Raw genomic sequence first — 13,549 nt, forward strand, 5'->3', positions numbered from 1 at the left:
CTTTCTTTTTATTTCAGCTTAAATTGATGAGGTGTCATGCTTTCATTCAAAGGTGCCAAAGCATAGCCGCGCTTCTTTAATTCCGATAATAGTGACGGCAGAGCCTCTACGGTCGCTTTGCGGTCGTGAATAAGAATAATCGGCGCTTGTCCTTTTGCCTCCTGCATATCCACATAATGAAGTGTGTAGTTCACATAGCTGGAACTGTTAAACTTCCAATCCATGCTGTCCACATTCCAATCCCACATGATGAAATGCTCTTTGGTCATCGCGTTTCTGTAGTTTTGCTTCATATAAGGGATACTGCCATAAGGTGTCCTCATCAGGTTGCTGGTGATGCCGGTTACTTTCTTAATGGTATTTCTGGTTGTATTCATTTCATTAACTGCTGTTGCTGGTGAGCGGTAGAATTTATTTTTATCGTGAGTCACACTATGCGACCCGACCGCGTGTCCATCAGTCACCATACGTTTAACAGCTTTCGGATATGCATTGATGTTGCCATTCACCATAAAGAAGGTGGCCTTGGCATCGTATTGGCTTAGAGTATCCAGCAGTTTATTTGAATAGATGGTCGGTCCGTCATCAATCGTCAGGTAAACGACCTTCATTGGCTGGCTGGTTACGGATGCTGCAGGGATCCATCCTTCCAGTCCCTTTCCTGCAGCAACTTTATACCAGATGTCTCCAGAGCTGCTTGTGAATCCTGAGATGATGCTCACCTTTTGCCCATAGCTGAGTTTTCCTGCTGTTTTGTAATGGGAAGAAGCGCCGCGCCGAATAACAACATTTTCATCTTTCACATACATATTACCAGAGAGAGTTACCTGGTTTGTAATCGTTCCGTCCGCAATCCATCCGCTTTTCCGGCCGTCCACAATCCGATGCCAAATCTCTTTCCCATTAATGACAGTGCTTTGAAGTATTACCTGCTGCCCTTTTTTTAGAGTATAAACAGCTAGCGCATTGGAAGAAGCTCCTCTTTTCACTTGGGTATCAGTCTTCGCGAATACCGTTTTATTAAAATAGTTTCTCGTTCCATTGAACAGCTCCAGATCCTGAAGCTCAGACCAGCCAGTCACATTTCCGTTGGATAAACGAACCCAAATTGCGCCATTTTTATGGGTGAAGGTGTCCATGATTTTCACCATTTCGCCATTCTTCAGACTGCCTGTCTGCTGATAGGATTCGGAAGCTCCTCTTCTGATCAGAGTTTCAGCTGCTGAGCTGGTTACATACTGAACCCGCAGATCCAGTCTCTTAATCCCTGAACCTTTGATCCAGCCGCTTTTTCCGCCATAATTAATATGAAGCCAATGTTCATTTAAGGAATTGGTGATTTCTCCTATGATAATAAATTTCTTGCTCTTAGAAATGAGTGCCTTTGATTGGTATTGATTGCTTGCTCCTGAATGCATAGTGATATCAGCTTGAGCCTCAGCTGCTGGACTAAGATCTGCAGCCATAGTGCTGCCTGTAAATGGCATGAACAGGAAAGCGCAAATTAAGAATAAGATTAGCCGTATTTTCCTCATAGTTATCTCCTTACTATATTCATATAAAAGTATTTTATAGGTAAAATTTACTATATCTAATAAAAAATTACAAATACATAGTCTTTTATTACTAGATAATGAGGAAAAATTGATTGTGGAAGAATCATTTTATAGGTATAATCAGCTTAATTACCAAAGCAGATTACTAGATTTGCTGAGGCATCAATAGGGTGGAGGAAAGAGGAATGAATTTGAAAAAATGGGTATTAAGTATTCCGTTTGTACTAGTGCTAATGTTCGGATTTAATGTCGATGCAGAAGCAGCTGAAGCGCCAATCGGTGTAAAATGGGGAAATTCCATCTTAATTAAAGGTCAAATCGGAAAAGTAACCATCTTAAAAGATACAGATCTTGTAAAAGAAGAAAAAGGGAAGCTTAGTGTAATCCGCAAGCTTAAAAAAGGAAGCGAATTCCGCGTCTATTCCTATAAAGACCGTGATGGCGGAATTTACGGTCTAGGCGGCGGTGCTTTTGTAAAGAAAACGGCTTCTGTTAAATATGAGACGCCTTCCCAGACAAAAAAGAACCAGATTGCACGCCTGAGTATGTTCCAGGACGGCTTCCTGGCATCTGCTAAGAAAGGAATCCTCAAAGGCCAGCCGATTGCAGTAGGCGGATATGAAGATCTGTATGATGTGTATGATTATTATGGCATGTATCCAACTTGGGAAGGCTATATAGATGGCGGATTAGGCAGACAATTTGGAGATGACAGCAATTACCTTTATTACACGAGCGGAGAAAATGATTCAGAACTGACTGCTATTGATTGGTGGAACGATAACCTTGTTTTCCTTACACCTTACATCATAAAAAAGACAGTAGGATCGCCGGCATCAGAGGGCATAAGCGAAATGGACGGAAATTGGTATATGTATTATGATTGCGGTTATTATGATCTTTACTTCTTCTTTGAAGGTGGAAACCGATCCAACCTGGATTTTGTAAGACTTAAATAATAGGAAAAAGGAGAGCGTGAGAGCTCTCCTTTTTTATTCCATCACAATAATCGGCTTCTTATCAGGTTTCAGCCACTGCAGAATTTTTGCCATTTCCTTTTCCTCAATAGCGACACAGCCTAAAGTGTAAGCAGTGCCGGAAGTTCTGATATGCAAAAAGATAGCGCTGCCTTCTCCCTTAATAATGGGATCTTCATTATATCTAATAACAACCCCATATTTATAAAGAGGATGATTCATTCTTTCGAAAGATTTCCATCGCGTATTCGGATTTCCGGAGTATGTGATCCATTTGTTATAATCCGCTGATGAAGCATCATCGATCCAGTAATCATTAGACGTTACAGCCTTAAAAGGATAGCTCAAGCCTGAGGGCTTCGGTCCCCAGCCAAAAGAGGTTCCAAGCCTATAGGTTCCATAAGGAGTCCTGGCATCTCCTTCTTTGGTTTTTCCCATGCCTTCTTTTCCGATCACTGCTGAAATAGGGGATGAAGCCTGCACCCATTTTCCATTTTGTTTTTGATAGGTTTGCAGAGTGGCAGCTGTCTTCACAGATGATTTCTTCACGATAATCATCTGCTGTGCCTCATTTTTCAGCTGTGTATCTTTCTGGTAGACACATGCCACGATCTGCAGCTTGGCTTTAGAAGGAGTCTGGTAGCTGATCAGGGTATCACGCTTTACATACAATCCGCCTCCCACACTTAAAAGCCCCGGTTTAAAGGCGTATACCCGGTAAACCTCTCCTGCTTTTAAAGTGCGGCTGTAGCCCAGCTGATCTCCATTTAACTTATAGAGCGGCGCATCCTTAAGGACCGTGATTCTGCCGATTTGTCCCGGCCGGAGCTCAGTGCCATCCCACCAGACCTTTGTGCCGGTTCTGATATCACTGCAGTCTATATCTGCAGCCTGAGCGGGATTGCCGTATAGCAGAGCGGCCATTCCGAACAGAACCAGCAATAGCTTCACATATTTTGACATATATTCACCTCATTTTAGTCATAATCATACACGAAGAACCATACATAGGCATCTATCATTTGGCGTATTCAATATATTTTTAGGCATCTTTTCCTGCATTTTTATCCTCACACAAACATATGCATAACAGTAGGAATCAGGTTATAAGCAGGAGGTTTGATGATGAAGATAGGCAAATTACTAGTTATGTTTTCCCTTGCAATGGCTTTACTGCTGTTCTCCAATCAGGAGGCTCAGGCGGGATCTGCCCCAATCGGTGTAAAGTGGGATAACTCCATTCTTATTCAGGGCCAAATAGGAAGGGTCACCATTCTTCAGGATACCGCTCTTTACAAATATGAAAAAGGCAAATTAATGACGATAAAAACTCTCAGAAAGGGAAATATTTATCGGGTATATTCTTATAAGGTTCAAAATGGCGGTGTATATGGATTAGGCGGAGGGGCTTTTGTCAAAAAATCCTCATCTATCAAATACGAGACACCTTCTAAGACCAAGCGCAGCCAGCTTGCCAGAATTGTATTTTTTGATGAAGGAGATTTTCTGAAGCTGGCCAAACAAGGCATTATGAAGGGGCAGCCGTTTTCACTTAAACATGATGATTTGAATGATGTATATGATCACTTCGGAAACACTCCATCATGGGAAGGGTATTATGAGGGAGGATATGGCAGGCAATTTGGGAACTATATATATTTCACTGGATGGGAAGATGATCCGGAATTTACAGCATTCATGTGGGCTAATGATGGTTTGACGCCTTTAACACCCTATATAATAAAAAATACAGTTGGAAAGCCATCCTGGGAAGGCATCAGCGAAATGGATGGACATTGGATGATGTATTATTATCTTGGCTATTATGAGGTTTATTTTTCATTTGCCGGAGATAATCGCTCGGATTTGTCTGGTATTTTGCTGAAGCGGAGTTACAGATAGCAGGATTATTTTTGATAAAAAACAAAAGGAGATGCCCCGCAGCATCTCCTTTCCCAATTTACGGATTAACTAATTTCAATTTCTCTTTCGATGGCGTCTTATACTTCACAAAACCATCGATCTTCGTTACAAAATACCCTCCGCCAACGCTGTACTGCCCGCCAAATCCTCCATCATATCCATAGACACGATAGGTTTCTCCGGCTTTTAGAACTCGAACGGCTTTAAGTTTCCCATCAGCGCGTGTCCATAGATTAATCGACTTTTCAACGGTCAATTTCCCAATTTGCCCTTTTTTCAGAACCATGCCTTCCCAGTGGACAACTGGAATATCTTGATCCTCTTCCTTCGGTTCTTCAGGAGCTGGCTCCTCCGCCAATTCAGGCTTCATAAATGTCCAGAACAGGTCTGCCACCGCTTTATAGCCTTCTTCACTCAGATGCACATCCTGAGGGTTCGGAAGGTAGCCGATATCGGCAGCGATGGTTTGGGCAGTGGAGATATAAGCAGAGCCGGATGCTTCCGCGATCTTCTCAATGATTGTGTTCAGCACAGCCAGGGATTGATTAAGCACCGGCTGATACTGGGCCGGAAGATGTGGCAATGGATTGTAATAACCCATTATGTATATCTGTGCAGTCGGGTTAATGGCTTTAATCGCTAAAATGGTATCCGTCAAATTCTGCTGGACACCCGCCATCGCTTTTTGTATTTCAGCTTCATCAAATGTAACCGCTCCGGTTGTGCGGTCAATCTTAAGCTGGCGAAGAAGGTCATTGGCACCGGCGTTTAATGTGATATGAGTCGCTTTCTTAAGCTCGGCCTGAATTCCGGCATTATTGCCAATCGTGACATTATTCCGGATATCCGCGAGGACCTGTCCGGAAGTATAGCCGGACTCTGCATAATTCTTGACAAATCCTTTTAATACACCAGCATCTTTAAAGCTGGCTGCGATATAGTCGGGATACCCCTTCCCATTCGCACCAAATGGGGTCCGGCCGGCTGCTAATGAATCACCGAGCGCTACATAATAAACATTCCTGCTGCTCTCCCAGAAAGCTGAGGCCGGACTGGCCAATCCTAAAATAAGAACGGAAACAAGACAGATCTTTGTTAAAAGCTTTACCAATTAAAATCCTCCTTTTTGAAAAAATGGAATATATAACTATGTTACTAGACTTTTAGGACTATAACTATAGATTCCGTAATTGAAATTCCGACAAAGTCCGAAGAAATTAGTCATAAAAACCCGAGTAAAACCATCTAAATGGGAAAGTGGTCATAACTATGAATAGCGGTGAAAGCACAGATAAGTCAATAGTCATCGAAGGGCTGCAAGAAAAACAAGCAATAGATGGAGTATTTGCTATTAATATAGGAGAAATATTACTGTGAAAAATGGGGTTGGAACATTCAGATAAATAGGAAAGGCATTTACAAAGCCCCCAGACATTTCGTTTGGGGGCCATACTATAAAGAGCATTATCACTTTCAATCAAACGTTTGATTAAATTCCGCTTTGAACGTTGAACATTAATAATTTTAAAGAACTGGAAGTTAAAATTTATATTAATATATTTCAATTTTCTAAAAATAACAAAAAATATCCTTCCGTTCCCGAATAAATTTTGGCATAATAGTTAAAAAGAATTAATATAAAAAAGTAAATAGAGGGGGGTACTGTGTATGACTTTTGATGATACGATAATTTGTACGGGTTATTCTCGATTGCCTGATGGAATGACTGCTAAAAATCTTTATGGTGTCATGGGTGTTGGATTTGAGGTTGACCCAAAAACGGATTGTATTTTAAATGCTTCTAGTACCTTTGTCACAAATATGTGTACTGATTTTATTAAAAGTATTTTTACTGGCCACGATTTAAAAGAAGGTATTGAAGGCCCAATTGAAAGATTTGAAAGAAGGTATTTTGGTCTGGGAAAGAAAGCGATTGTAGCTGCAATGCGGGATGCATACAATCAATATTCTATTTATAAGTCAATGAATGTTCCAGTATAAAAATTTTAAAAATGGCTATTGATTTACATGAAATAATCTGTATAATTAAAATATATAGAATAATTAAACAATTTAATTTTTTCAGCGAGCCTAAAGTTCGGTGGATAGGCAGCCCCTATTCATACAAAGGATTTTAAGACCAAGCTGTTCGAAAATACCCTTTTTGTAAGGTGTATTTCGACATGGCTTGGTCTTTTATATTTTTATACGAAAAGGAGTGAAGGTGAATGAGTTCAAATCCATCAAGAATAATTAGGAGTATGCAGGAGACAGAGTTAAATGGATATGATCATTTAGTTGTCTCGTCAACCTATAACCTAAAGTATCTTTTAGGAGCTAATTTTGATACTGGGGAACGGATGACTGTGCTGCTTTTAACACCGGGGAAAAAGACAAAACTTTTTATACACCAAATGTTCTCCGATCAAATCCCTGAATTAAATGGGATTGAAATCGTGTTCTACAGTGATGATATGGATCCTGTAAAAACATTAGCTTCCCATTTTTTAAATAAGGAAAGGTTAGGAATTGATCAGGCGTGGCTCTGTTCCTACTTTATTGATTTATTAAAGCATCTTCCAGAAATAAATTTCGAGAAAAGTACGATTGTAGAAAAGTTAAGAGAAATAAAAGATGCACAAGAAATTGATACACTTCGCCAATCCGCAAAGATTGCCGATGCTGTTATGTATCAAATTCTTCAGCTGCAGCATTTCCCCTGTACTGAGCGGGATGTTGCGGCAACCATTAGGAGCTTCTTCGCTGAGAACGGTGTAAATGAATTATCTTTCAAGCCGATCATTGGCTTTGGAAAAAATTCTGCGAACCCTCATCATACGATTTCTGATCAAGTCTGTCAGCTGGACCAGCCAATCTTAATTGATATGGGAGGACTATTTAAGAATTACTGCTCCGATATCACGAGAACCTTTTATTTGGGCAGGAGAGATAATAAATTTGAGGACATATACAAAATCGTTCATGATACACAGCTGCAAGCAATCGATAAGATCAAACCAGGCATTACTTTTTCAGAAATTGACATACTTGTGAGGAGTTCATTTGAGAAGTGGGGATATGAAGAAAATTTTATCCATAGAACAGGGCATGGGATTGGACTTGAGCTGCATGAAGGTGTATCAATCCATAAAAATAATCATGATTTAGTTGTGCCGGGAATGGCTTTTAGTATCGAACCAGGGCTATACTTTCCGAATCAATTTGGAATTCGGATTGAAGATATAGTGGTTGTTACAGATAATGGCTGTGAAGTGCTGAACAATAGTTCCAAGGAGGTGCAATATTTGGAGTTAATCGGAGTTTAATAGGTTGTATGATTCACATTAATTGATAAAAGGGAGGAATATTAGAATGAATAAAAAAAGCTGGTTTTCGATTTTGTTTGTTATGATGTTCATTTTCTCTGCTTTTCTAGCTGGCTGTTCCTATGAAAAACCCGCCAGCAATAATCCAGGTTCCGCAGGATCTGATGATGGAGATGCTGGCGCTGCAAGGGATGAAATTAAGGTCGGTCTGGATGTGGATGCAGGCACGATGGACCCCCGGCTATCAAAAGATACATCTGCCAAAAGGGTTTCCGAGTTAGTCTATGATGGACTCATTCGACTATCGGCTAATCTGGAGCCTGAACCTGGGCTTGCAGAGAAATGGGAAAGTCCTGATCCAACAACCTGGATTTTTAGCCTTCGCCAAGATGTAACCTTTCATGATGGTGAACCATTCACGGCAGAAGACGTAAAGTATACGTTTGATAGTTTAATTGATCCAGATTTTCAGGCACCCTACGCCTCACTTTATGAGCCGATAAAGTCTGTTGAAGTAGTAGACGATTATCAAGTGAAATTTATTTTAAAAGAGCCATCCGCCCCCCTATTAAGCTATTTGGACATTGGGATTGTACCTAAACATATTGGTGAAAAGAATGATAATACATTATCCAATAATCCAATCGGGACAGGTCCTTATAAGATGGTGAAGTGGGATAAGAACAGCAAAATATCATTTGAAGCAAATGAAAAATACTGGGGTGGCTCACCTAAGACAAACAAGTTAACCTACTTTATTATTCCTGATAACTCCACTCGTGTTGCCTCATTAGAATCAGGAGACATTGATATCGTGCATTCTCCTCTATCCCCTCAGGATATCAAAAGAATAAAAGAAAATGATCAATTTGAAGTTATTGAAACAGAAGGACTTGGATTTACTTATTTGAACTTTAATCAAAAACACCCCATATTATCTGACCTAAAAGTGCGCCAGGCAATTGCTCATTTGGTCAACAAAGAGGTTATCTCTTCTGATATTTATCAGGGAATGGATACACCTGGTAAGTCACCGCTTATCCCGGCTTCATGGGCATATGATGAGTCCATTTCCGGCTTTTCTTACGATCCGGCTAAAGCGGCAGCGTTATTTAAAGAAGCTGGCTGGGAAGATAGCGATGGCGATAGCATTTTGGACAAAAATGGAGAAAAATTAAAAATTACTCTCTCCACTCATAGTGAAGATCCAAACCGTATGCAGGCAGTTGAATATCTGCAAAACGAATTCACTAAAAATGGGGTAGAAACTGAAGTGAAAACTAGTGAATGGCCAACTTTCAGTACAGGTCTGACGGAAGGGAACTTCGATATTGCATTAGTTGGATGGCTAAACCTGGTTGATCCGGATCGATCTTTCTATAACCCTTTCCATACAAATGGAGGAAGCAACTACGGTAAATACAGTAATGCAACGGTTGACGACTTAATTGAGAAGGGAAGAACTACCCTGGAACAGGCTGAACGTAAATCCTTCTATCAGGAAGCTGCAAAGATTGTTACAGAAGAAGTAGCATATGATGTCCTATTGTACCAAGGCTATATTGCTATGTATAACAAGAACCTTAAAGGCTTTACTGAGCATCCGGCGGGCAGTTTCTATGGACTTAAAGATGCTGAAATAACAAATTAAGGAAGACTGAAGCAGGGAAGGGGAGGTTTCCCTCCTCTTGCCTTAAAGTCAGGAGTGATTTAAATGGCAACATTTATTGTAAAGAGGTTCTTTCAATTTATTCCTGTATTATTAGGAATTTCCATATTAGTCTTCTTCTTGCTGCATCTTATTCCTGGTGACCCTGCCCTTACCCTGCTCGGGCAAGATGCAACAAAAGAGGATCTTGAACGATTGAGAAATGTTCTTGGGTTAAATGAGCCTCTTTATATTCAGTTAATGGTTTTTCTTAAAAATCTATTTCAAGGAGACTTAGGAATCTCTATTTTTCAAGACACCCCTGTTATTACACTGATTTCCACCCATCTCCCTGCTACTCTGGAGCTTGCAGTTGTAGCTATGATCATAGCACTTTTAATTGCGATTCCACTAGGCATCATATCTGCGGTAAAACAATTTTCCTGGCTTGATTATGGCAGCATGTTTTTTGCACAGATTGGTGTATCGATGCCGGTTTTCTGGATGGGACTATTATTGATAATTGGCTTTTCTGTAAATTTGAATATCCTCCCTTCATTTGGAAGAGGAGAGCCGCTATTAGATGCTTTTGTGCAAACAATTCAGACCGGAAACCTCTTCTATTTAGTCGATAGTTTACAGCATATTATTCTTCCTGCCTTCACCTTGGGCGTAATGAGCGCTGCACTCATTACCCGAATGGTCAGATCAGCCATGCTTGAAGTATTGAAAGAAGATTATATCCGAACAGCCGAGGCAAAAGGAGTTAGAGGTATTGTTGTCATCATGAAACATGCTTTTCGCAATGCCTTAATTCCGGTAGTGACCATTGTAGGCCTTCAGTTTGGAAATTTACTTGGCGGTGCCATTGTCACGGAGACCGTATTTGCTTGGCCGGGAATCGGCCGGCTAGTCATTACGGCGATCAGCCAGAGGGATTTCCCGGTGGTTCAAGGCTGTGTCTTAATGATTGCGCTTATTTTCGCTTTAATTAACTTGATTGTGGATATTTTGTACGCCATTATCAATCCAAAAATTCAACAAGGATAAGGAGGGAGATGATGGAACTTTCGAAACAATACCAAACAGAGAACCAAACAGGAACTCTCCCCAAGAAAGGCTTTGACTTTAAAGACTTTTTCCAGCTGATCACCCAGAGTAAGTCTGTTTTAATTGGTGGTGCTTTTGTATTAGTGGTTGTGATTTGCGCCATTTTTGCTCCCGTCATTTCTACTCATGATCCGTATGAAATGAATATGAGCGAACGGCTGCTGACACCAATGGAGGATGGACATATTTTAGGAACCGACCAGTATGGCCGGGATTTGTTTTCCAGAATCATTTACGGGGCAAGGGTCTCTCTTGAAGTGGGATTAGTTTCAGTGGTGCTGGCCATGGTTATTGGTGTTACGCTCGGCTTGATATCTGGATATTACGGAGGCTGGGTTGATACGCTGATTATGCGCGTCGTGGATATTTTCCTTTCATTTCCTGTATTGCTCTTAGCCATTGCACTAGTTGCGGCTCTCGGCCCAGGTATAGAAAATGTGATTTTGGCCCTCGGCTTTGTATACTGGACCAATTATGCGAGGATTGTACGGGCAAATGTCCTGGCTATTAAGGAAGAGGAATATATTCAGGCGGCAAAGACGATTGGTTCGAATGATTTTCGCATCATCTTTTTAAATATTTTGCCCAATTGCCTGGCTCCGATTGTCGTTGTAGCCACACTTGGGCTCGGGACCGCTATTGTTTCTGAAGCAACACTAAGCTTTCTTGGTCTTGGCATTCAGCCGCCGGAATCCAGCTGGGGCTGGACACTGGCATTTGGGATGAAATTTATCAGGGAAGCCCCGCATTTATCAGTCTATCCAGGTTTAGCGATCATGTTTACAGTATTAGGCTTTAATTTATTGGGAGACGGAATTAGGGATTTAACCGATTCGAAATTAAAAAGGAATTAATTAAAGGAGGAATTATCATGACAGTTACATCTACACGCGAATATAAAGAGGTTGTTGTTACACATTTATCTAATGGAACACCGCTTTCCTTGCCAATCCATACCATTCAAGGGGTAAAAGAGGGACCGGTTCTTGGTGTTTCTGCCCTTGTACATGGTGATGAAATCATTGGTGCGGAAATCATCAGGCGAGTATATAACCGCTTAGATGAATCAGAGATATCGGGTACGATTAAGCTGCTTCCTGTTGCCAATCCGCTGGCATTTGAAAGCATGACTAGAAATACACCTCTTGATATGAATAATTTGAACAGGGTGTTTCCAGGAAACAAAAACGGCTGGGTAACAGAACAGCTTGCAAATTCGATGGTGGAAAACTTTTTAGATCATATTGATGTCTATATTGATCTGCATGCTGGCGGTGCAACTCCGGTTGTTGATTATGTATACATTCAAAATAATGAAGAATTATCACGGGCATTTAACTTTCCGATTTTATACCGTCCTTCGCATCCATATGAAGGCACTACAGCGACTTATACATTAGAAAAAGGCATCCCAAGCATTACGGTCGAGGTAGGAGGAGGACCTAACCACGATAAAGACATTGAAAGAGGTGTAGAAGGGATTTTCAATGTGATGCGGAAGTTGAAAATGATACCCGGTGAGGTCGCACCTCCTCCAAAACAAAAGGTTATGACTGAAATTACCATTATTCGTCCGAAGCACGGCGGAATCATGGTGCCGGAATTTGACTTTAGTGCTGTAGGCACTGTCATCGAAGGAAATCAGGTTTTGGCAAGAACTTATAACCCAAGAACATTTGAAGAGCTGGAAGTCATTCGGGCCCCATTCCAGAATAATGTGGTGATTTTAACAAGAGGCCTCTTTAATAAAGTAAGTCCGGGAGATTATGGATTTATGCTTGGTAATCTGGATAGTGCGGAGGAAGAATAATGAGAACTGAAACGGTCCATTTCGAGTCCTTGGACCACAAATTGTCACAGGTATATACGCAAATTGTACTGGGGATGGATGATTTTTATCGGAAAAACCTCCCATCCTGCTCAGAAGCTTCACTTGATCAAGAAGGATTAGTACCGATTAACTTAACCAGAGAAAGACCAAATTCCTACAGCAGCTGGAATGAGATTTTTGTAGATTTAGAGAGTTTAAGAAGCAGCTATTCATCTATACAATCCGAGGTTCGCAGAAACTATATGCAGCAGCAAATCGGTTCACTTCTAAGGCTGGCAAGATGGCGGAGCGGTGAAGAGATTCCTTTCAGGGAGAATGTTAGAGGTCTGTTATATGTAAACGAAAATCCCTTTTCGGAGACAGAAAGAACAGAGATTCATCAAAGACTCGAATCTTTATTAATCCAAAAGGGATTTTTAGGAACGCTGAAAGAGAAAGTGAAAAAGTGGGAACAAGCACAGCATGTTCCTTCACAACAGGTGGAATCTGTATTAAAAGATTTGCTTTCTCAAGGAAAAGAACGTGTCGTTCAAAAAATGTTTAAAGAGATGGAAGATGTGGAGGTAACTCCAGTGGTCGTGAACGGTGTGCCGTATAGTGCCTATTGTGACTATGTTGGCGGGAAAATGTATATAAATGGCGATCTGTCCTATACCTATGAATCTTTAAAACATTTAGTCACGCATGAATCCTTTCCGGGCCATACTACACATATGCGAATAAGAGAATTAGGTCTTCAATCGGGTGATATCCCGCTTGATGCCGGGTTAGTCATCACCAATACAGCAAGCAGTTCCGTATTTGAGGGGATTGGTGATAATGGGATCGATTTCATTGATTGGACGGATTCCCTGGATGATGAAATCTACAAAGTCTATCAGGAAATCAAATCGATCTCTGGAATAAATGCTGCACATATGATCCATGCAGAGGGGAAGCCAGATGAAGAAGTTTCTGCATTCTTAAGAGACTTTGCATTTGGTGAAGAAAATTGGATTCATTCCAGGCTCCGCTTTTTCAAACATACATTAAGAGCTCCGTTTATTTATTCTTACTGGAGAGGAAATGAAGCGGTAAAAGAGACCTATAAGAGGCTGTCTGAGGATAGAAAACCAGTTTTCTATGAGTTTCTTTATAAAAATATGTTATCTGCAGATACAGTTAAACAATTCAGATAG

12 protein-coding genes and 1 pseudogene are annotated in these 13,549 nt (G+C 40.8%); 9 read left to right on the top strand and 4 right to left on the bottom strand.

What is annotated here, in order from left to right; translation table 11 throughout:
• Nucleotides 1–8: 8 nt before the first annotated feature.
• The gene (locus ACTHRG_RS05150; protein WP_440230718.1) at nt 9–1,535 is read right to left on the bottom strand and encodes a polysaccharide deacetylase family protein; all 1,527 of its coding nucleotides are present in this window, start codon (nt 1,533–1,535) and stop codon (nt 9–11) included.
• A gap of 206 nt (nt 1,536–1,741) precedes the next feature.
• Between ACTHRG_RS05150 and ACTHRG_RS05155 the strand changes: the two genes are divergently transcribed.
• Nucleotides 1,742–2,515 (top strand): hypothetical protein, encoded by a 774-nt coding sequence (locus ACTHRG_RS05155; RefSeq protein WP_440230720.1) that lies wholly within the window; start codon nt 1,742–1,744, stop codon nt 2,513–2,515.
• 33 nt (nt 2,516–2,548) lie between these two features.
• On the opposite strand, the gene ACTHRG_RS05160 is transcribed toward ACTHRG_RS05155, so the two are convergent.
• Entirely contained in the window at nt 2,549–3,496 is a 948-nt protein-coding gene (locus ACTHRG_RS05160; protein WP_440230722.1) for a L,D-transpeptidase family protein, read from the bottom strand.
• Nucleotides 3,497–3,658: 162 nt separating this feature from the next.
• Between ACTHRG_RS05160 and ACTHRG_RS05165 the strand changes: the two genes are divergently transcribed.
• Complete coding sequence (locus ACTHRG_RS05165) at nt 3,659–4,435, top strand: DUF4309 domain-containing protein (RefSeq protein ID WP_440230725.1); 777 nt, start codon at nt 3,659–3,661, stop codon at nt 4,433–4,435.
• Nucleotides 4,436–4,493: 58 nt separating this feature from the next.
• Here ACTHRG_RS05165 and ACTHRG_RS05170 read toward each other — a convergent pair whose 3' ends face one another.
• Together ACTHRG_RS05170 and ACTHRG_RS05175 are read right to left on the bottom strand one after the other, a co-directional pair.
• The gene (locus tag ACTHRG_RS05170) at nt 4,494–4,850 is read right to left on the bottom strand and encodes a hypothetical protein (RefSeq protein WP_440230782.1); all 357 of its coding nucleotides are present in this window, start codon (nt 4,848–4,850) and stop codon (nt 4,494–4,496) included.
• Nucleotides 4,851–5,567: pseudogene (locus ACTHRG_RS05175) on the bottom strand (SGNH/GDSL hydrolase family protein); the annotation flags it as partial. It lies immediately after the preceding gene.
• 557 nt (nt 5,568–6,124) lie between these two features.
• Here ACTHRG_RS05175 and ACTHRG_RS05180 point away from each other — a divergent pair.
• From ACTHRG_RS05180 to ACTHRG_RS05210, 7 genes are all read left to right on the top strand, one after another.
• Nucleotides 6,125–6,457: a DUF3870 domain-containing protein gene (locus tag ACTHRG_RS05180; protein ID WP_035331011.1), complete on the top strand. Its 333-nt coding sequence runs from the start codon at nt 6,125–6,127 to the stop codon at nt 6,455–6,457.
• A gap of 227 nt (nt 6,458–6,684) precedes the next feature.
• Nucleotides 6,685–7,782, top strand: coding sequence for a M24 family metallopeptidase (locus ACTHRG_RS05185; protein WP_440230727.1), 1,098 nt, complete (start codon nt 6,685–6,687; stop codon nt 7,780–7,782).
• 46 nt (nt 7,783–7,828) lie between these two features.
• Complete coding sequence (locus ACTHRG_RS05190) at nt 7,829–9,433, top strand: ABC transporter substrate-binding protein (RefSeq protein ID WP_440230729.1); 1,605 nt, start codon at nt 7,829–7,831, stop codon at nt 9,431–9,433.
• A 63-nt stretch (nt 9,434–9,496) separates the two neighbouring features.
• A complete protein-coding gene (locus ACTHRG_RS05195) occupies nt 9,497–10,480 on the top strand; it encodes an ABC transporter permease (protein ID WP_035331008.1) in 984 nt (327 codons plus the stop codon).
• 11 nt (nt 10,481–10,491) lie between these two features.
• Nucleotides 10,492–11,394, top strand: a complete 903-nt coding sequence (gene nikC / locus ACTHRG_RS05200; RefSeq protein ID WP_440230731.1) for a nickel transporter permease — start codon at nt 10,492–10,494, stop codon at nt 11,392–11,394.
• 17 nt (nt 11,395–11,411) lie between these two features.
• A complete protein-coding gene (locus ACTHRG_RS05205) occupies nt 11,412–12,350 on the top strand; it encodes a succinylglutamate desuccinylase/aspartoacylase family protein (RefSeq protein WP_440230733.1) in 939 nt (312 codons plus the stop codon).
• Complete coding sequence (locus ACTHRG_RS05210; protein ID WP_440230734.1) at nt 12,350–13,549, top strand: hypothetical protein; 1,200 nt, start codon at nt 12,350–12,352, stop codon at nt 13,547–13,549. Before ACTHRG_RS05205 ends, ACTHRG_RS05210 begins: the two co-directional genes overlap by 1 nt.

Origin of the sequence: Cytobacillus sp. SAFR-174, assembly GCF_051964675.1 — a bacterium.
GTDB lineage: Bacteria > Bacillota > Bacilli > Bacillales > Cytobacillaceae > Cytobacillus.